Origin of the sequence: Streptomyces sp. NBC_01166 (genome assembly GCF_045039765.1) — a bacterium.
Taxonomy (GTDB): domain Bacteria; phylum Actinomycetota; class Actinomycetes; order Streptomycetales; family Streptomycetaceae; genus Streptomyces.
In genome coordinates, this window is sequence record NZ_CP108613.1 from 5,793,369 (window position 1) to 5,812,951 (window position 19,583).

Annotated in this window: 16 protein-coding genes and 1 pseudogene; 12 read left to right on the forward strand and 5 right to left on the reverse strand. The window is 71.3% G+C overall.

The genetic code is table 11. The features are described from left to right. Window positions 1–86: 86 nt before the first annotated feature. Complete coding sequence (locus OG379_RS26805) at window positions 87–1,484, reverse strand: MFS transporter (protein WP_405665571.1); 1,398 nt, start codon at window positions 1,482–1,484, stop codon at window positions 87–89. Then, window positions 1,481–2,326 carry an alpha/beta hydrolase gene (locus OG379_RS26810; protein WP_405665572.1) on the reverse strand — a complete coding sequence of 282 codons (846 nt, stop codon included), beginning with the start codon at window positions 2,324–2,326 and terminating at the stop codon, window positions 1,481–1,483. The genes OG379_RS26805 and OG379_RS26810 overlap by 4 nt, the downstream gene beginning before the upstream one ends. Window positions 2,327–2,419: 93 nt before the next feature. Between OG379_RS26810 and OG379_RS26815 the strand changes: the two genes are divergently transcribed. Then, complete coding sequence (locus tag OG379_RS26815; RefSeq protein ID WP_405665573.1) at window positions 2,420–3,385, forward strand: LysR family transcriptional regulator; 966 nt, start codon at window positions 2,420–2,422, stop codon at window positions 3,383–3,385. 148 nt (window positions 3,386–3,533) lie between these two features. Here OG379_RS26815 and OG379_RS26820 read toward each other — a convergent pair whose 3' ends face one another. Together OG379_RS26820 and OG379_RS26825 are read right to left on the reverse strand one after the other, a co-directional pair. Continuing rightward, entirely contained in the window at window positions 3,534–5,405 is a 1,872-nt protein-coding gene (locus OG379_RS26820; RefSeq protein ID WP_405665574.1) for an ABC transporter ATP-binding protein, read from the reverse strand. Then, window positions 5,402–7,204 carry an ABC transporter ATP-binding protein gene (locus tag OG379_RS26825; protein WP_405665575.1) on the reverse strand — a complete coding sequence of 601 codons (1,803 nt, stop codon included), beginning with the start codon at window positions 7,202–7,204 and terminating at the stop codon, window positions 5,402–5,404. Before OG379_RS26825 ends, OG379_RS26820 begins: the two co-directional genes overlap by 4 nt. 152 nt (window positions 7,205–7,356) lie before the next feature. Here OG379_RS26825 and OG379_RS26830 point away from each other — a divergent pair, with 152 nt between their 5' ends. Genes OG379_RS26830 through OG379_RS26845 form a run of 4 tightly spaced genes read left to right on the forward strand, consistent with a single transcriptional unit; the run spans window position 7,357 to window position 10,994 of the window. Beyond that, entirely contained in the window at window positions 7,357–8,265 is a 909-nt protein-coding gene (locus OG379_RS26830) for an ABC transporter ATP-binding protein (RefSeq protein WP_405665576.1), read from the forward strand. 2 nt (window positions 8,266–8,267) lie between these two features. Beyond that, window positions 8,268–9,041, forward strand: coding sequence for an ABC transporter permease (locus tag OG379_RS26835; protein WP_405668657.1), 774 nt, complete (start codon window positions 8,268–8,270; stop codon window positions 9,039–9,041). Between the two features lie 5 nt (window positions 9,042–9,046). Further along, a complete protein-coding gene (locus OG379_RS26840) occupies window positions 9,047–10,315 on the forward strand; it encodes a sensor histidine kinase (RefSeq protein WP_405665577.1) in 1,269 nt (422 codons plus the stop codon). Between the two features lie 22 nt (window positions 10,316–10,337). Beyond that, on the forward strand, window positions 10,338–10,994 hold the full coding sequence (locus OG379_RS26845) for a response regulator (RefSeq protein ID WP_405665578.1): 657 nt from the start codon (window positions 10,338–10,340) through the stop codon (window positions 10,992–10,994). A 23-nt stretch (window positions 10,995–11,017) separates the two neighbouring features. On the opposite strand, the gene glgX is transcribed toward OG379_RS26845, so the two are convergent. Beyond that, window positions 11,018–13,252 (reverse strand): glycogen debranching protein GlgX, encoded by a 2,235-nt coding sequence (gene glgX, locus OG379_RS26850; RefSeq protein WP_405665579.1) that lies wholly within the window; start codon window positions 13,250–13,252, stop codon window positions 11,018–11,020. Between the two features lie 154 nt (window positions 13,253–13,406). On the opposite strand from glgX, the gene OG379_RS26855 reads away from it, so the two are divergent. The 7 genes and pseudogenes from OG379_RS26855 to OG379_RS26885 form a co-directional block, all read left to right on the forward strand. Then, window positions 13,407–14,627 (forward strand): Ig-like domain-containing protein, encoded by a 1,221-nt coding sequence (locus tag OG379_RS26855; RefSeq protein WP_405665580.1) that lies wholly within the window; start codon window positions 13,407–13,409, stop codon window positions 14,625–14,627. A 203-nt stretch (window positions 14,628–14,830) separates the two neighbouring features. Then, window positions 14,831–16,081 (forward strand): Ig-like domain-containing protein, encoded by a 1,251-nt coding sequence (locus OG379_RS26860; RefSeq protein WP_393761036.1) that lies wholly within the window; start codon window positions 14,831–14,833, stop codon window positions 16,079–16,081. A 109-nt stretch (window positions 16,082–16,190) separates the two neighbouring features. Further along, complete coding sequence (locus tag OG379_RS26865) at window positions 16,191–16,958, forward strand: enoyl-CoA hydratase/isomerase family protein (protein ID WP_405665581.1); 768 nt, start codon at window positions 16,191–16,193, stop codon at window positions 16,956–16,958. A gap of 250 nt (window positions 16,959–17,208) precedes the next feature. Beyond that, window positions 17,209–17,724 carry an ATP-binding protein gene (locus OG379_RS26870; RefSeq protein ID WP_405665582.1) on the forward strand — a complete coding sequence of 172 codons (516 nt, stop codon included), beginning with the start codon at window positions 17,209–17,211 and terminating at the stop codon, window positions 17,722–17,724. 392 nt (window positions 17,725–18,116) lie between these two features. Beyond that, on the forward strand, window positions 18,117–18,911 hold the full coding sequence (locus tag OG379_RS26875; RefSeq protein ID WP_405665583.1) for a polysaccharide deacetylase family protein: 795 nt from the start codon (window positions 18,117–18,119) through the stop codon (window positions 18,909–18,911). A gap of 121 nt (window positions 18,912–19,032) precedes the next feature. Further along, complete coding sequence (locus OG379_RS26880) at window positions 19,033–19,248, forward strand: EF-hand domain-containing protein (protein WP_393761044.1); 216 nt, start codon at window positions 19,033–19,035, stop codon at window positions 19,246–19,248. Then, window positions 19,245–19,514 (forward strand): annotated as a pseudogene (locus OG379_RS26885) (hypothetical protein); the annotation flags it as partial. The gene OG379_RS26880 and the pseudogene OG379_RS26885, both read left to right, overlap by 4 nt. Between the last annotated feature and the right edge of the window lie 69 nt (window positions 19,515–19,583).

A 19,583-nucleotide genomic window follows, 5' to 3' on the forward strand; every position in this document is an offset into this window, starting at 1 on the left:
ACCGGTGGTCGTCGTCCATGTTCCCTGGGCGATGCGGAGCGGGCACGGCCTACGGGGAGGGGCGAAGGCCGCTGGAGGCCGGCGCTTTACCTACGTGCCCTTGCGCTGTGACTGCTGTGGCCGTGCATGGGCTCGGTGCCAGGCCGGTGTTGGAGCCGGAGGCTGATCAGCGCGGTGATCGTGAAGGCGGCGGCCTGGTAGAGCATGGCGTGCCGGAACGCGGCGTCCGCATCGGCGGCGGGGGCGTAGTAGGCGAGTCCGGCCGCGGTCACTCCGATGGATCCGCCGAGCTGCTGTGCTGTGGGCAGCAGACCGGAGACCGAACCGGCGGCGGGGCCGTGCACCTGGGCCAGGACCTGGGTGAACACCGACGCGGTGAAGGCGCCGAACGCGGCTCCGCCGACGGCCAGCACGGGCAGTGTCGCCTGGCGTCCAGTCGCCGAGCCGACGAGGGGGGCCAGCGCCAGGCACATCCCGGCGAGGACCAGGGGGGCGACGGTGAGCACCTTCGGACCGTGCCGGCGGGTGAGAGCGGGTGCGGCTCTGCTGCCGACGACGGCGGCTGCGGCGAACGGTGCCGACGTCAGTGCGGCAGCCAGGGCCGAGTACCCGACGGCGGACTGAAGGTGGAGGAAGAGCAGGTAGGTGAAGGAGGGCACGCCCGTGTTGAACACGAACACCAGCAACGTGCCCCTCCGCGCCGACCGGTCACGCAGCACCGCGGGATGGATCAGCGGGTCCGGCCGGTGCGGGAGGGTCCGGACGAAGTGGCCGAGGGCGGCCACAGCCACGGCGAAACCGGCCCACGTCCACCAGGGCCAGCCTGCTTCCCGCCCCAGGGCCAGGGGCAGGACCAGCGCGCCGGCTCCCATGGTGACCAGCAGCGCACCCGGTTTGTCGACGCGGAGTCCGTCCGCCCCGCGGGTGCTGGGCAGCGCGGTCGCTCCGGCCAGCGAGGCGAGTGCCACCGGCACGGTGAGGAGCATCACCGGCCGCCAGCCGAGGCCGAAGAGGTCGGCGCTGAGGACGAGGCCGCCGATCAGCGGCCCGGCCAGTGACGCCACGGCCATGGTGGCGCCGTACAGGCCGAGGGCGCGTGGCCGGCGTGTCGCGGGGGTGGCGGTCTGTATGAGCGACAGGACTTGGGGGGCGACCAGGCCACTGCCCGCGCCCTGCAGCAGCCGGGCTGTGATCAGCGATGCGGCGTCGGGGGCGCATGCACCGGCCACCGACCCTGCGGTGAAGACCACGGTGCCTGCCACGAACAGCCGGCGGTAGCCGTACCGGTCGCCCAGACGTGCGGCGGGGATGAGCAGGCACGCGTACGTCAGGGTGTATCCGGCGAGGACCAGTTGCACAGCGCCCGGGCCGGCGCCCAGACCGGCTTGGATCGCCGGCGCAGCCACCTGGGCGACAGTGACGTTGAGCAGTTGCACGAAAGTGGCGCTGAGCACCACCGGCAGCACGAGGCGTCCGCCGCTCACGGCAGCAGAACCGCGGCGAGCTCACGGGGCCGGGCGGCGAACGGGCTGTGGCTGCCCGGGAGGGTGCGCACGGTGAACGGGTTGCCGGGCATGGCTCGGTCGGCTTCCGCGATCATCAGATCCTGCACGGCCGTGGGCAGCGCCCGATCGTCCGCGCAGCGCAGGAAGGTCCGCGGGACGCGCCCCCAGCGTTGCGGAGTCACGGTGACCGGGGTGGTTGGGATCGCCAGCGGCAGATCGGGGCTCAGTGCCGAGCGCCAGCGGTCGAAGTGCTCCGGTGCGGTGTCGTGGTAGTGAGTCTGCCGCAGTTCCTCGACATAGGCGGGATCCTGCGAGAGCGGGTTTATCCGCACGGCGCCCAGTTCCCCGGGGTCACCGAGGTTGAGACTCTGGCCCCGCGCCGTGGCGTGCTCGGGCGAGCCGAGATAGTCGACGAACCGGGGCCGTCCGGCGGGCACGAAGGCCGAGAGGTAGACGATCTCGTCGACGAGTTCGGGTGCGCGCTCGACAGCCAGCGACGCGGGGCCGCCGCCCGCACTGTGCGCGACAAGTACGACGCGACGGTGGTGTCGGGCCTGGCGCAGCGTGTCAAGCACAGCCTCGGCGCTGTCGTCCATCGTCACGGTGGCGAGCGCGGACTTCTCTGTCAACAGGCCCGGCTGGCCCGGCTGGAGGTATCCGGTGGGCAGTGGCGCCTGGAAGCCGTGCCCCGGCAGATCGATGGCCATGCTCGCGGCACCGAGTGCGGCGAGTGCGCGCTGCGTGGCCGCCCACTGCCCGGAGCCGTGCCAGGCCCCGTGCACGAAGACGAAGACGGTGTCTGTGGAGGAAGAATCGGTCATGACCGCATTCCACGCGACCCAGCCCCCGGTCATCTAGTGAAAGATCTGACAGGCTGGTTGACGATACACGTGAGATATGACTGGGAGGCTGACATGGAGGCGCGGCACCTGAGGTACGCACTGACCCTTGCCGAGCACGCACACTTCGGCCGGGCGGCCGGTGCGCTGGGCATCGCGCAGCCTCCGCTGTCCAAGCAGATCGCCGACCTCGAACGGGAAGTGGGCGCCCGCTTGTTCGATCGCACCCGCCAAGGGGTGTTTCCGACGGTTGCCGGCGCGGCCTTCCTCTCCCGGGCGCGCAGGGCGCTCGACGAGATCGCGGCGGCCTCGGTCGACGCGGCCAGGGCGGCGCGCGGCGAGACGGGACGACTGCGCCTGGGTTTCATCGCCTCGGCGCTGCTCGAACCCCTGCCGGACGTCCTTGGCCGGTTCGGCCGCGAACGGCCCGACGTGCGGCTGGAACTGGACGAGATGGCGACCAACCGCAGCACGGCCGCGCTCATCGCCGGCGAACTGGACATGGCGATCGGCCTCGGCCCGCCACGGGGCGTCGGGGCCGAGCAGTTGGTATCGGTCCCGATCGGACACGACCACCTGGTCGCGGTCGTAAGCAGCACGCACCCGTACGCGGGTCAGTCGTCGGTCGACGTGGACCAGTTGCGGCGACAGCCGCTGATTCTGGCGCCGGGCGAGGACGAGCCCGCCGTCGTCACCGGACTGAGGACCCTCCTGGGCAAGGACTCCCCGGCGCTCTCCGGCGCGACCGTCGCGAGGGACATCCACACCATCATCGGCCTCGCCGCCTGCGGGATGGGCGTCGGCCTGGGACCCTCTCGCATGCTGACGGCCCCACGACGGGGCACGTGGTTCTGCGAGGTGACTCCGCGCACGCCTCTGCCCGATCTGGTCCTGTCCTTCAACGCCCGGGACAGTTCCCCTGCACTGAACGCCTTCCTCGACGTCATCCGCACGCACTGCCCCGATGCCGGTGCCGCGCTCGACCACCGGCTCGGCCCGCCGGGACCACAAGAAGGCGACCGCGACTCGACCCCTGCCTGACTGCGCCTCGCCGGACGAAGGCGAGGCCCTGGGCGCTCTGCTGGGCCAGGACGCGCCCATCAGGCAGCGGCCCGCGCCGGACGTCCGATCGGTGCTCATGATGACGCGGAAGTGCGCACGGAACTGCGGAACCTACAGCGCGGGCACCTCAGGCCAGGCTCTCCCGCCACGCTCGGTGCAGGCCCGCGAACCGGCCCGTACCGCCGATGAGTTCGGCCGGTGAGCCGTCCTCCACGATCCGCCCGTGCTCCATCACCAGGACCCGGTCCGCGATCTCCACGGTCGACAGGCGGTGCGCGATCACCACCGCCGTGCGGCCGTGCAGCACCGTGTCCATCGCCCGCTGCACCGCCCGCTCGCCGGGGATGTCCAGCGAACTCGTGGCCTCGTCGAGGATCAGCACCGCCGGGTCCGCGAGCAGCGCCCGCGCGAAGGCCACCAGCTGGCGCTGGCCCGCGGAGATCCGGCCACCCCGCTTGCGGACGTCCGTGTCGTACCCGTCGGGCAGGGAGCTGATGAAGTCGTGCGCCCCGATGGCCTTGGCCGCGTGCTCGATCTCCTCCGGCGTCGCCTCCGGACGGCCGATCGCGATGTTCTCCGCGATCGTCCCGGAGAACAGGAACGCCTCCTGGGTCACCATCACCACGCCCCGCCGGAGCTCGGCCGTCGCCAGGTCGCGCACATCGGCGCCGTCCAGGAGGACCCGGCCCTCCGTCGGGTCGTAGAAGCGCGCCAGCAGCTTGGCCAGCGTCGACTTGCCCGCGCCCGTCGAACCGACCACGGCCACGGTCTGGCCCGCGGGCAGGGTCAGATCGAAGCGCGGCAGGACCTCGCCGCCCGTGCGGTAGGCGAACCGCACCCCGTCGAACACGACCTCCCGGCCCGGGTGCTCACCGGCGAGGGTGGGCAGCACCTTCGGGGTCACGGGCTCGGGCACCGAGGGTGTCTGCGCCAGCAGGCCGGCGATCTTCTCCAGCGAAGCGGCCGCCGACTGGTAGGAGTTGAGGAACATCGCGAGCCGGTCGATCGGGTCGTACAGCCGCCGCAGATAGAGCACCGCCGCGGCCAGCACGCCGAGCGCCAGCGTGTCCGACGCCACCCGGTACGCGCCCCAGAGCACCATGGCCGCCACGGCCGTGTTGGCGACGAGCCGGGAGCCCACGACGTAGCGGGCCATCTCCAGCAGCGCGTCGCCGTTCCTCCGCTCGTGTCGGCGGTTGAACACCGCGAAGTCCTTGTCGTTGGCGCGCTCCCTGCGGAACGCCTGCACCGGGCGGATCCCGTTCATCGTCTCGGCGAACTTCACGATGACCGCGGCGATCGCCGACGAACGGGCCGAGTACGCCTTCGCCGCCCGGCGCCGGTAGGCCCGCACCAGCAGATACAGCGGAGCGAAGGACGCCACGGCGATGGCGCCGATGCCGAGGTCGAGCCAGAGCAGCATCAGGGAGATCGAGACGAACGACAGGACCACCCCGATGAGTTCCTGCAGCCCCTCGCTCAGCAGCTCCCGCAGGGACTCCACATCCGTGGTCGAGCGGGAGATCAGCCGGCCCGAGGTGTAGCGCTCATGGAAGTCCACACTCAGCGCCTGCGCGTGCCGGAAGATCCGCCCGCGCAGATCGAGCAGCACGTCCTGGTTGATCCGGGCGGCCGCCCGGATGAAGGCGTACTGGAGCAGCCCCCCACCGACCGAGCACACCGCGTACCCGACGCCCACGGCGGCCAGCGGGCCGTAGTCGTGGTCCCGGAACGCGGGCACACCGCTGTCGATGGCGTACGCGACGAGCAGGGGACCCGCCTGCACGGCGGCCTGCTGGACGAGCAGCAGGAGGGAGGCCACGAGCACCCTGGCCCGCAGCGGTGCGAGCAGGGAGATCAGCAGCGCCCGGGTGGCACCCCGGGGAGCGGGCAGGGCGTCGGCGTCGAAAGCGTCACCGTCGCCTCCGGCCGGACCGGGCTCCCTCCCGGGGAGGTCCTCGTCGGCGAGGGCGGGTCCGTCGGCAGTCGTACTGGTCATCGGGTGCTGCCCTCCTCGGGGACGAGAACACCGGTGCTCCGGTCGCCCGACATCAGCCAGGCGTACTCGGCGTTGGTGCGCAGGAGTTCCTGATGGGTGCCCACGGCGCTGATCCGGCCCTCGGACAGCAGGGCCACCCGGTCCGCGAGCATCACCGTGGACGGCCGGTGGGCGACGACCACGGCCGTCGTCTCCTCCAGGACCCGCCGCAGCGCCGCTTCCACCAGCGTCTCCGTATGCACGTCCAGGGCGGAGAGCGGGTCGTCGAGCACCAGGAAGCGCGGCCGGCCCACCACGGCGCGGGCCAGCGCGAGGCGCTGCCGCTGGCCGCCTGAGAGGCTCAGCCCCTGCTCGCCGACCTGGGTGTCGATGCCCTGCGGCAGCTCGTGCACGAAGTCGGCCTGCGCGACCGACAGGGCCCGGCGCAGCTCCTGTTCGCCCGCGCCCTCCGCGCCCATCAGCACGTTCTCCCCGACGGTCGCCGAGAAGAGGGTGGGTTCCTCGAAGGCCACCGAGACCAGCTCGCGCAGCCGCGGCCGCTCCATGGTGGTGATGTCCTCGCCGTCCAGCAGGATCCGGCCGCCGGTGACCTCGTGCAGCCGGGGGACGAGCGCCGTCAGCGTCGTCTTCCCGGAACCGGTGGCGCCCACCAGCGCCATGGTCTCGCCGGGCCGGATCCGGAGGTCGACGCGGGCCAGGACCGGCGGTGAACCGGGCTCGGCGTCGGGGTAGCGGAACTCCACCCCCTCGAAGACCATGCCCTGCCCGGCGGTCCCGGCCGCCTCTCCCGGGGTCCCGGACTCCGGCTCCTCCGCGACGTCCATGACCTCGAAGTAGCGGTCGGCGGCCGTCGCCGACTCCTGGCTCATCGCCAGCAGGAAGCCGATCGACTCGACGGGCCAGCGCAGCGCCAGAGCCGTCGAGAGGAACGCGACGAGCGTGCCCGCGGACAGATCGCCGTCCGCGACCTGGATCGTGCCGAGCACCAGCGCCGCACCGATCGCCAGCTCCGGGATGGCCGTGATGAGCGCCCAGATCCCCGCGAGCAGCCGGGCCTTGCCCAGCTCCGTGGTGCGCAGCCGCTGCGCGAGCGCGCGGAAGGCCAGCGCCTGGCTGCGGTTGCGGCCGAAGCCCTTGACGATACGGATGCCCAGCACGCTCTCCTCGACGACCGTCGTCAGATCGCCGACCTGGTCCTGGGCCTTCCGCGCCACCAGGGCGTACTTCGTCTCGAAGAGCGAGCACAGGACCATCAGGGGGACGGCGGGCGCGAGCAGCACCAGCCCCAGCGACCACTCCTGGGCGAACAGGATGACGAAACCGACCAGGATCGTCGTGGTGTTGACCAGCAGGAACGTCAGCGGGAAAGCCAGGAACATCCGCAGCAGCATCAGGTCCGTCGTCCCGCGTGAGAGCAGCTGCCCCGAGGGCCAGCGGTCGTGGAACGCCACCGGAAGCCGCTGGAGATGACGGTAGAGATCGGCGCGCATCGACGCCTCGACACCGGCCAGCGGCCGGGCCACGAGCCACCGGCGGAGGCCGAACAGCCCGGCCTCGACGATCCCCAGCAGCAGCAGCCAGAGCGCCCCCAGCCATACCCCGCCCGGATCGCGGTCCGCGACGGGACCGTCCACCATCCACTTCAGGACCAGGGGGATCACCAGCGTGAGACAGGACGCGATAACCGCCACGAGCGCCGCGCTGATCCAGCGCAGCCGCACCGGTCTGACATAGGGCCACAGTCGCAGGAGGGAGCGCACGGCGGACCGGTCCGTGGGCTCTGCAGGTTTCTCGGGCATCAGGACCGAGCCTAAGGTTCACCACTGACATCGATCACGTGGTTTTCCGGTCACACGCCGCTGGTCGGAGGGACCGGTCAACCGATCGGCTGATGCGAGGACGGGCGTGACGGCGGATACCGGCGGCGGCCGCCCACCGGAATCCTTACGGCATGGCAATCATCGAAGTACACGGGGTGCACAAGGCCTACGGCGGCCGCCCCGCGGTCGACGGGGTGAGCTTCACCGTCGACGAGGGGGAGATCTTCGGGATCCTCGGCCCCAACGGAGCCGGCAAGACCACCACCGTCGAATGCGTCGAGGGACTGCGGATCCCCGACTCCGGCACCGTCCGGGTCGCCGGACTCGACCCCGCCGTCGACCGCGACGAGGTCACCCGGCTGCTGGGCGCCCAGCTCCAGGAGAGCGAGCTCCAGCCCAAGCTGACCGTGCGTGAGGCGCTGGAGCTCTACAGCGCCTTCTACCCGCGCCCCGCCGACCGGCAGGCGCTCGCCGAACGGCTCGGTCTCGACGGCCACCTCGACCGCCGCTTCGCCAAGCTGTCCGGCGGCCAGAAGCAGCGCCTGTTCATCGCCCTCGCCCTCATCGGGAACCCGCGCGTGGTCGTGCTGGACGAACTGACCACCGGCCTCGACCCCCGGGCCCGCCGGGACACCTGGCGGCTGATCGAGGAGATCCGGGCCGGCGGGGTGACCGTCCTGCTGGTCACCCACTTCATGGAGGAGGCCCAGCGGCTCTGCGACCGGGTCGCGGTGATCGACAAGGGCCGTGTCGTGGCGCTCGACACCCCCGGCGGACTGATCGGCGGAGCGGCGGGACCGACCGCCATCTCCTTCACCCCCTCGGAGCCGATCGCGTACGCCGAACTCGATGCGCTGCCGGGCGCCGTCTCCGTCGACGTGACCGATCCCGGCGGGCGGGTGGTCATCCACGGCACGGACGACACCGCCAACGCCGTGATCACGCTCCTGGCCCGCCACCGCATCACCGCCCGTCAACTGCGCGTCGCCGAGGCGGGCCTGGACGACGTATTCCTCGACCTCACGGAACAGGCCTCATGACCATGACCACGACCGTAGCCACGACCGCGTCCCGTCCGGCCCCGCTCGCCGCCGTCCTCAGGACGGAGACCCGGCTCTTCCTGCGTGAACCCGGCAGCCTGTTCTGGATCCTCGTCTTCCCGACGGCCCTGATGACGATCCTCGGTCTGATCCCGTCGTTCCGGGAGGCCGACGACGCCCTCGGCGGACGCAGCGTCATCGACCTGTACGTACCGGTGGCCGTCCTGCTGGCGATGATCATGGCCGGTCTGCAGGCCATGCCGCCGGTCCTCACCGGCTACCGCGAACGCGGCATCCTCCGGCGGATGTCGGCCACCCCGGTACGCCCCTCGGCCCTGCTCGCCGCACAGATCGTGCTGCACGGCGCGGCCTCGCTCGGCTCGGCGGTGCTGGTGATGGCCGTCGGACGGCTCGCTTTCGGCGTACGCCTTCCGGGGCAGGCGTTCGGCTATCTGCTGGCTCTTCTCCTGGCCGTCGGCTGCGTCCTCGCCCTCGGCGCGACCATCTGCGCACTGTCCCGGACGTCCAAGGTCGCGACCGCCGTCGGTTCGGTGGCCTACCTCCTGATGATGTTCACCGCCGGGGTCTGGGTGCCCGTCCAGACCATGCCGGACCTGCTCCGCCGGATCGTCGAGTTCACCCCGTTCGGCGCCGCCTCCCAGGCACTCGACCAGGCGGCTTCGGGGGACTGGCCGGGCTGGGTGCACCTCGGGGTCATGGTGGTGTGGACCGTGGTGCTGGGCAGGGCGGCGACCAGGCTCTTCCGCTGGGAGTGACCGGCATGAAGACTGTCCCCATGGGGACGGCACCGGAAAGCACGACGGTCGAGCAGCGCTTCTTCCGGTTCGGCCCGTACACCCTCCTCGGCCTCGCCGTCCTGATGGCCGCCCTGTCCTCGGGGCTGACCGGGATGTCCGCGGCGGACAAGTACACGGCGGGTGTCCTGACCGGGGCGGCCTGCGGGCTCCAGCTGTGGTGGGGCCGCGTCCGGCCCGCTGCCACCCCGCAGACGCCGGCCGCCGTCGTCTACTACGTCCTGCGGACCGCGATCGGGTTCGCGCTCTGCTGGTGCAACCCGTTCTTCTCCATCTACGCCATCATCGGCTACTTCGACGTCGCCGAGCTGCTGCCGAAACGCCTCGTCCGCGCGGGAATGCTGTGCACCGCCGTCACGATGGCGGGATCCCAGTCCGGGAGCGGTATGCCGCCGGCCTCCCTCCCCAACTGGGTCGCCTTCGGCGCGCTGTTCGTCCTGCACTCCTCCCTCGCCCTCCTCTTCGGCAACATCGGAGCCCGCGAGGCCGAACGGACCAGGCGCCAGACCGAGACCATCTCCGCGCTGGAACTCGCCAACACCCGCCTGGAACAGGCACTCTCCGAGAACGCCGCCCTGCACGCCCAGCTCCTGCTCCAGGCACGCGAGGCCGGCGTCGCCGACGAGCGGCGACGGCTCGCCGCCGAGATCCACGACACCCTCGCGCAGGGACTGACCGGGATCATCACCCAGCTGCAGGCCGTCACCTCGACCGCCGACCCCGCCCTCGCCCGTGAGCACCTCGACCGCGCGGCGGGTCTGGCCAGGCACAGTCTCGGCGAGGCCCGCCGCTCGGTGCGCGACATGGTGCCCGCCGCACTGGAGGACGACGACCTGCCCGGCGCGCTGAAGAAGACGGTCACCGGCTGGGCGGAACGCAGTGGCGTGAGGGCGGAGTTCACCGTCACCGGAACCGTCGAGCCGCTCCACGACGAGGTCGGGGCCACTCTGCTCCGGATCGCCGAGGAGGCCCTCGCCAACGCCGCCCGGCACGCCGGGGCGACGCGGGCGGGCGTCACCCTCTCCTACATGGGCGACGAGATCACCCTGGACGTACGCGACGACGGCTGCGGCTTCGACCCGGCCGCCCCGCACCCGCACAGCGGCACGGGCGGCTTCGGCCTCGGCGGGATGCGGGCCCGTGCGGGGCGGATCGCGGGCACCGTCGAGGTGGAGTCCGAGCCCGGCCTCGGCACCGCCGTGTCCGCCCGGGTGCCGCTGGTCCGGCGCGCCTGAAGGGACGTAGCCTGGTGCCGATATGACCGATGCCCCCGGAACCGCGCGCGTCATCACCCTCCTCGTCGTCGACGACCACCCCGTCGTACGGGACGGCCTGCGCGGCATGTTCGCCTCGGCCCCCGGCTTCGAGGTGCTCGGCGAGGCCGCCGACGGAGTGGCCGCCGTCGAGCTCACCACCCGCCTCGACCCCGACGTCGTGCTGATGGACCTGCGGATGCCGGGCGGCGGGGGCGTGGCCGCCATCGCCGAGCTCGCCCGGCTCGGCACCCGCTCCAAGGTGCTCGTCCTCACCACGTACGACACCGACTCCGACACCCTGCCAGCCATCGAGGCGGGCGCGACCGGCTATCTGCTCAAGGACGCGCCCCGCGACGAGCTGTTCACCGCCGTACGCGCCGCAGCCGACGGCCGGACCGTGCTGTCGCCGGCCGTCGCCTCCCGGCTCGTCTCACGGGTGCGCACCCCGGCCGGGCCCGGCCAGGAACCGCTGTCCACGCGTGAGCGTGAGGTGCTCCGGCTCGTCGCCAGGGGCACCTCGAACCGGGAGATCGCCGCCGAGCTGTTCATCAGCGAGGCGACCGTGAAGACCCACCTCACCCATGTCTTCGCCAAGCTGGGCGCGAAGGACCGCGCGGCGGCCGTCGCCGTCGCCTACGAGCGCGGCATCCTCGGCTGAGGCCTGCCGGCCCGGCCCGCCCCTCACTCCGCCACCCGCAGCAGCAGCACCGACCTGCCCTCCACCGTGAGCTCCGTGCCGCCCCGGTGGAGCGTGCCGGGGGCCGTGGACTGGTCCTCGCGCGAGGTGTCCAGCACCAGTTCGTAGGCCTGCGCCCACGGCGGGCCCGGGAGCCGGAAGTCGCAGGGGCGGTGGTCCGCGTGCAGGACCGCCAGGAAGCTGTCGTCGGTGATCTGTTCACCCCGGGCGTCCCGGCCCGGGATGTCACGTCCGGAGAGGTAGAGCCCGAGCGTCGCGGCCGGTGCGTACCAGTCGCCCTCCGTCATCTCCGCACCCTGCGCGGTGAACCAGGCCAGGTCCCGCAGGCCGTCCGGGGCCTGCGGCGTACCGGCGAAGAAGGCGCGGCGGCGCAGCACCGGATGGCGGTGGCGCAGGGCCAGGACCCGGGCGGTCAGCTCGGTCAGCTCCCGCCAGCGGGGCTCCTCCAGGAGCGACCAGTCCAGCCAGCTGACCTCGTTGTCCTGGCAGTAGGCGTTGTTGCTGCCGCCCTGTGTACGGCCCATCTCGTCGCCGGCCACCAGCATCGGTACTCCGGTCGACAGGAGCAGTGTGGTCAGCAGGTTGCGCAACTGCCGGCGGCGCAGGGCGTTGATGTCCCGGTCGTCGGTCTCGCCCTCGGCGCCGCAGTTCCAGGCGCGGTTGTCGTTGGTGCCGTCGCGGTTGCCCTCGCCGTTGGCCTCGTTGTGCTTCTGCTCGTAGCTGACCAGGTCGCGCAGGGTGAAACCGTCGTGCGCGGTGACGAAGTTGACCGAGGCGTACGGCCGCCTGCCGCCCCAGGCGTACAGGTCGCTCGACCCGGTGAGGCGGTAGCCGATGTCGCGTACGTCGGGCAGGGCGCCGCGCCAGAAGTCGCGTACGGCATCCCGGTAGCGGTCGTTCCACTCCGTCCACAGCGGTGGGAACGCGCCCACCTGGTAGCCGCCGTTGCCGACGTCCCACGGTTCGGCGATCAGTTTCACCCTGCGCAGTACCGGGTCCTGGGCGATCACCGCCAGGAACGGCGAGAGCATGTCCACGTCGTGCATCGAGCGGGCGAGCGCCGCCGCCAGGTCGAAGCGGAAGCCGTCGACGCCCATCTCCGTCACCCAGTAGCGGAGCGAGTCCGTGATCAGCCGGAGGACCTGCGGCTGCACCACGTGCAGGGTGTTCCCGCAGCCGGTGTAGTCCGCGTAGCGGCGGGCGTCCTGCTGGAGGCGGTAGTAGCCGCGGTTGTCGATGCCGCGCAGGGACAGCATCGGGCCGAGCTCGCCGGCCTCCGCCGTGTGGTTGTAGACCACGTCGAGGATCACCTCGATCCCGGCGTCGTGCAGGGCGCGCACCATCTGCTTGAACTCGCCGACCTGCTGCCCCGCCGTGCCGCTCGCCGCGTAGCCCGCGTGCGGGGCGAAGTAGCCGATCGAGTTGTAGCCCCAGTAGTTGTGCAGTCCGCGCCGCAGCAGATGGTCCTCGTGGGCGAACTGGTGGACCGGGAGCAGTTCGACGGCGGTCACACCGAGACGGCGGAGGTGGCCGATCGCGGCGGGGTGAGCGAGTCCGGCGTAGGTGCCGCGCAGCTCGGGCGGGATGTCCGGGTGGAGCTTGGTGAAGCCGCGTACGTGCAGTTCGTAGATGACAGTGTCCGCCCACGGGGTCTTGGGCCGGCGGTCCTCCGCCCAGTCGTCGTCGTCATGCACGACGACCGCCTTGGGGACGTACGGTGCGGAGTCCCGGTCGTCGCGCACGGTGTCGGCGACGTGCTGCTCGGGCCAGTCCCTCACATGGCCGTACACCTCGGGCGGCAGGGTGAACGAACCGTCCACCGCACGGGCGTACGGGTCGAGGAGCAGCTTCGCCGCGTTCCAGCGGGCGCCGGTCCAGGGGTCCCAGCGGCCGTGCACCCGGTAGCCGTAGCGCTGTCCCGCGCCGATGCCGGGAACGAAGCCGTGCCAGATCTCATGGGTCAGCTCGGTCAGCGGGAGACGGGTCTCGGTGCCCCGCTCGTCGAAGAGGCACAGCTCGACGGCTTCGGCCCCGCCCGCCCAGAGGGCGAAGTTGGTGCCCGCCACACCGTCCGGTCCGACCCGGAAGCGTGCTCCCAACGGCATCGGGGCACCCGGCCATACGGGTGGTTCGTCTCCTCCGCCCTTCAAGGTCGACCGGGCCTCCACCACTCTCCCCGTCGTACGCGGCGTTTCCTCCTGCTCGGCTGTGCTCGACACCTCTAGCCTCCTGCGGCTCGTAGGAGCGGCCACCCGCCGTAGGAGTGCGCGGCGTCCCGGCCGCGGCCTTCCGAGCGGTGTCCTCCCCTCTGTTCTGCCCATCGGCGGGCCCGCACTCACGTTTCCCCGGGGCCGCCACGTCGTTGGGGGGAGCGTGAACCACGTAGCGAAGAGAGCACGGGCGGGTTCGGCCGCCGTGCTGACATGGGCAGGACTGTTCACCGTGCCGGCCGTACTGACGGGCTGCACCGATGCGACGTCGCTCTTCGGGGACAACCGGGCACCCGGCGACGCCATCCGGATCGTCCCCGAGGACGGTGCCGAGAACGTCGGCGCCGACAGCCGGCTCGGAGTGACCGTCCCCGACGGACGGATCGAGCGGGTGAAGGTGACCCGGATGGAGGACGCGGAGCACCAGGAGGTGCCGGGCCGGATCGCGGAGGACGGCCGTTCGTGGGCCCCCCGGGACGACGGATACCGGCTCGGGCTGGCCGGGAAGTACAGCGTGGAGGCCGTCGCCGTCGACGAGGACGGCCATCGCTCGGCCCGCAGCACCACCTTCACCACGCTGGTCCCCAAGGACCGGTTCATCGGCTACTTCAAGCCGGAGAACCGGTCCACCGTGGGCACCGGCATGATCGTCTCCTTCGACTTCAACCGGCCAGTCAAGAACCGGGCCGCGGTGGAGAAGGCCATCAGGATCACCACGGAACCCCGGGTCGAGGTGGTCGGCCACTGGTTCGGCAAGGACCGGCTCGACTTCCGCCCGGCCCGCTACTGGGAGCCGGGCACCGAGGTGACCGTGGACGTAGGCCTGCGTGATGTGGAGGGCGCGCCGGGGGTGTACGGCAGCCAGCAGAAGAAGGTGGCCTTCCGGGTGGGCCGCTCCCAGACGTCCGTGGTGGACGCCCGGGCGCACACCATGGAGGTACGCCGCGAAGGCGAGGTCGTCAGCACGGTGCCGATCACCGCGGGTGCCGCGAAGACGACCACGTACAACGGGAAGATGGTGGTCTCCGAGCTGCACGACGTGACCCGCATGGACGGCAGCACCGTCGGCTTCGGCGGCGAGTACGACATCAAGGACGTGCCCCACGCCATCCGGCTGACGAAGTCGGGGACCTTCCTGCACGGCAACTACTGGGAGTCCCCGGACATCTTCGGTTCCGAGAACACCAGCCACGGCTGCATCGGGCTGCGCGACGTGAAGGGCGGCAGCTCGGACACCCCGGCCGGCTGGTTCTTCGAGCGCACCCTCGTGGGCGATGTGGTCGAGGTGGTCAACTCCACCGACAAGATCGTCGCCCCGGACAACGGCCTCGGCGGCTGGAACATCGACTGGCCGCAGTGGAAGGCGGGCTCCGCCCTGCGCTGACCCCCGCCCGACCAGGGAAGGTCCCGGAGGCGAGCCCTCCGGGACCACCCTCCGGCGGTGCGGCGCGACTTGGGACCGAACAGTGACATTCCGGGGAACTCTTCCTTACGTGCGGTGTGATTATCTTGCGCCGAGCGTGCACGTACGGCGCGCGGGGGTGCGGGCCATGGCGGGGCCAGGCCGTGCGAGGGGAGACGACCACATTGAACGGGCAGCCGATATCGGGGGCATGGGCCGACGCGGGCGGGGAACGGCGCGGGCGCGGAACCCGGGGCCTCCTCGCGCTGGTACTGGGCGCGCTGCTGTTGCTGGTGACCGCTTGCGGGGGCAGCGGCAACGCCGCAGACAAGGACAGCAAGGGGCCGGGCGGGAAGGTCGACGACACCAGTGCCTCGCAGGCGGTGGTGACGATCGCGCCCAAGGACGGCGCCGACGACGTGGCGACCAGCGGGGCGCTGAAGGTCTCGGCGGCCAAGGGCAAGCTGAGCACGGTGAAGGTCGCGGACCCCAAGGGCAAGGCGGTCGAGGGCAAGATCGCCGCTGACGGCCTCAGCTGGGTGCCGGACCGTCACCTGGCCGCCGCCACCAAGTACACCGTGCACGCGGTCGCCAAGGACGACGAGGGCCGCCAGTCGGCGAAGGACACCAGCTTCACGACGCTGGTCCCGCAGAACACCTTCATCGGTCAGTACACCCCCGAGGACGGCTCGACCGTCGGCGTGGGCATGCCGGTGTCGATCCACTTCACCCGGGGGATCACCGACCCGGCGGCCGTGGAGAAGGCGATCAGCGTGACGGCGGAGCCCGCCGTACAGGTCGAGCCGCACTGGTTCGGCAACGACCGCCTCGACTTCCGCCCCGAGAAGTACTGGGCGGCGGGCACGAAGGTGACCGTGCGGCTCGACCTCGACGGCGTCGAGGGGCGGCCGGGGGTCTACGGCAAGCAGGCCAAGACCGTGAAGTTCACCATCGGGCGCAGCCAGGTCTCCACGGTCGACGCGAGCTCCCACCGGATGAAGGTGGTCCGTGACGGCAAGCAGATCAAGGACATCCCGATCTCCGCGGGTGCCCCTGCCACGACCACGTACAACGGTCAGATGGTCATCAGCGAGAAGCTCAAGGTGACCCGGATGAACGGCGACACCGTCGGGTTCGGCGGCGAGTACGACATCAAGGACGTGCCGCACGCGATGCGCCTGTCGACCTCGGGCACCTTCATCCACGGCAACTACTGGGGAGCGTCCAGCATCTTCGGCTCGACCAACACCAGCCACGGCTGTGTCGGTCTGCGGGACGTGCGCGGCGCCTGGGACAGCAAGACGCCCGCCGCGTGGCTCTTCGACAACTCCCTGATCGGCGACGTCGTCATCGTGAAGAACTCCCACGACAAGGTGATCCAGCCGGACAACGGCCTCAACGGCTGGAACATGGACTGGTCGGAGTGGATCAAGTAGATCCGTTCCAGGGAGGCGGGCCCGGTGCTGTGACCAACGGCACCGGGCCCGCAGCCGTTGGTCGTGGGTGGGCCTCTCGTTCGGATCGAGAGGCCCTAACCTGCCTCCCATGACCGTAACCCTCGAAGTACAGGACAACGTCGGCACGATCCGCCTGGACCGGCCGCCGATGAACGCACTGGACGTCGCCGTCCAGGACCGGCTGCGCGAACTCGCCGAGGAGGCGGGCCGGCGGGACGACGTGCGGGCGGTGATCCTCTACGGCGGCGAGAAGGTGTTCGCGGCGGGCGCGGACATCAAGGAGATGCAGGCGATGGACCATACGGCGATGGTCGTACGCTCCAGGGCCCTGCAGGAGGCCTTCACCGCCGTGGCGCGCATTCCCAAGCCCGTGGTCGCGGCCGTCACCGGCTACGCCCTGGGCGGGGGCTGTGAGCTCGCGCTCTGCGCCGACTTCAGGATCGCCGCGGAGAACGCGAAGCTCGGCCAGCCGGAGATCCTGCTGGGGCTGATCCCGGGCGCCGGCGGCACCCAGCGCCTGGCCCGGCTGGTGGGGCCGTCCAAGGCCAAGGACCTGATCTTCACGGGCCGTCAGGTGAAGGCCGAGGAGGCCCTGGCGATCGGTCTCGTGGACCGCGTGGTGCCCGCCGCCGAGGTGTACGAGCAGGCCCGCGCCTGGGCGGCGCGGCTGGCCAAGGGGCCCGCGCTGGCGCTGCGGGCCGCCAAGGAGTCCGTGGACGCGGGGCTGGAGACGGACATCGACACCGGGCTCACGATCGAGCGGACCTGGTTCGCGGGCTTGTTCGCCACCGAGGACCGCGAGCGAGGCATGCGCAGCTTCGTGGAGGAGGGCCCGGGCAAGGCCGAATTCCTCTGACCCAGCGTGAGTTGCGTACAGGGGCACGTACGTTCATCCGTGCGGGCGGATTAGCTGGACCTTAAGAGAACCTTAAGGCGTGGCGCCCGCTCCGCTCGTGCAATTACTCGGCCTCTCGCCCCGCCGCAGGTGGGCATGGCTGAACAGGGCTCCGTTCTGCCCCTGGCATATGCCGGAGAACCGGCGCGGAAGGACTGGTTCCGGTAGAGGGATTCTGCCGGAACGGTCACAGAGAGCGTTCTGTGCGTCCATGATGGGTGGCATGGCGGGCCTGGAGGGTGTGGAGCAGCCGCGACAGCGCAGCGGCGCGACAGCGGCGCGATGGACGACTGCCGTCGAAGACGAACAGGCGTTCAAAGCACTGGAGTTGTTCGGAAATCCGACGGAGGGCGAAGTCCGTCTGCCCTCCCGTCCGGAGTCCGCCGCCACCGCCCGGCGCATCACTTCCTGTGTGATGCTGCGTCACTGGCAGCTTCCTCCGCAGACCGCCGAATACGGTGTGCTACTGGTCTCCGAGCTCGTGGGCAACGCGGTGCGGCATACCGGGGCGCGGGTTTTCGGGCTGCGGATGCTGCGCCGCCGCGGCTGGGTGCGGATCGAGGTGCGCGACCCTTCGCGTGGGCTTCCGTGTCTGATGCCCGTCCATGAGATGGACGTCAGCGGGCGGGGTCTCTTCCTGGTGGACAAGCTCTCCGACCGGTGGGGCGTGGATCTCCTACCGCGCGGGAAGACCACCTGGTTCGAGATGCGCACCGTCGACCGCTGACACGCAGAAGCCCCCGGTCCGCCTGGGTGGTGGCGTGTCGGGGGCTTCTGAGGGGGCCGTGGAATGGGGGGGGGTGTGTCCACGGCCGCACCGGGGACCTGGCTCGGGTCGGAGGAGGTCGCGCCCCCGACTATGGCAGACGGGCGACCTCGGAGCCAAAGCCTCAAAGCGGACAATTTCCAATCTAACTGTCTATTTGGTTTATGAATCGCAGGTGTGATGAGTCACTCGCCTGGCATTCTCTCCGTATCGATCGGTTTCTCTCGGTGATTCATCGATCACCTCATGGAGACGGCCACACGCGGCCACCCCGGAATCTCCACGTGCTCCGCCTTACTGTGTCTCGGGTCTCGGGAAAACAGCACCCGAACCGACCCGCGAGGTGGACGTCCATGAGCGCTCGCAGGACAACGGTGCCCAGACGCAGCGCCCTGCGCACGGCGGCCGGAGCGCTCCTGGCAGGCACATCGGCGGCCGGCTGCGCACAGGACGGGGCAGCGCGCTCTCCGGCCCCGGCGGCCGCGCGGAACGGTGAGAGCGTCCGGAGCGCGCCACGTCCGGCCGCCGCCCCGCGGCGCTTCCCCGGGCAGCCGGTGCAGATCGAGCACGGCCCCCGCGGCCGCCCCCGGGTCGCCCTCACCTTCCACGGCCAGGGCGACCCCGCCCTGGCCCGCACCGTCCTCGCCGAGGCCGAACGGGCCGGCGCCCGGCTCACCGTCCTGGCCGTCGGCAGCTGGCTCGACCGGAACCCCGATATGGCCCGCCGGATCCTCGACGGGGGCCATGACCTCGGCAACCACACCCAGAGCCACCTCGACATCAATGCGATGGACGAGACGCGGGCGTACGAGGAGATCACCGGCTGCGCCCAGCGCCTGCGCCGGCTCACCGGTTCGATCGGCACCTGGTTCAGGCCCTCGCGCGCCCGGTACGCCACCCCGCTCGTCCAGGACCTCGCGCGCCGGGCCGGCTACCCCCACGTCCTCTCCTACGACGTGGAGTCCCTCGACTTCACCTCACCAGGGGTCGCGGCCGTCACACGCAAGGTCGCCGGTGAACTGCGCAACGGCTCCGTGGTGAGCCTGCACTTCGGTTACCGGGACACCATCGCCGCGCTGCCCCTCCTCCTCACGGAGATCGACCGTCGTCGGCTGCGCGCGGTGACCACCACGGAGCTGCTGACCTGAGTCCTCGCGTCCGCGGGCGGGTCCCGGGCCGGGGCCCGGGCGCGGTCGCCCGCCGGATCCGCCGTCCGGGGCGCCGGATAATCTGACCTCCGTCAACGACGCTTAACGAAGGGGCGGAACAGTGGCGGACATCGAGTCGGCACGAGCGGCATTCGAGCGCTTCGACCAGAACAGCGACGGCCGCATAACGGCCGTCGAGTACAAGAGCGCCATGGCGCAGCTCGGTGACCCCTATGTCACCGAGACGGTCGCCCAGGCCGTCATCAACGCCCACGACGGCAACGGCGACGGCGAGCTCACGTTCGACGAGTTCTGGGCCTCGCAGAACAAGGCCTGACCCAATCCGGCAGGTGGCGGTCCGGCCCTTCGCGTCGGCGAAGGGCCTCGGATCCGCCGACCACCCCGTGCCCCTGGCGCTCAGTCCCCCGGAGGACCGCCGCGTTCCCGGCGTGCGCCGACGCCTGCAGCCAGGGGATGGCCGCAGGCCCCTACGTGTTCACCTCGGGCTTCGGCCCCCAGGACGTCGTCGAGGTGACGGCCCACCTCCAGCACCTGCGCCGCGACTTCGCCGCTTACGACGCCGCGTACCGCGCCTTGTTCAAAGCCGTGCGTGCGACAGGCCTCCGCCCCCCGTGGGAACGAGGGGCGGAGGCCTGTGCGACGCGTGTGCGC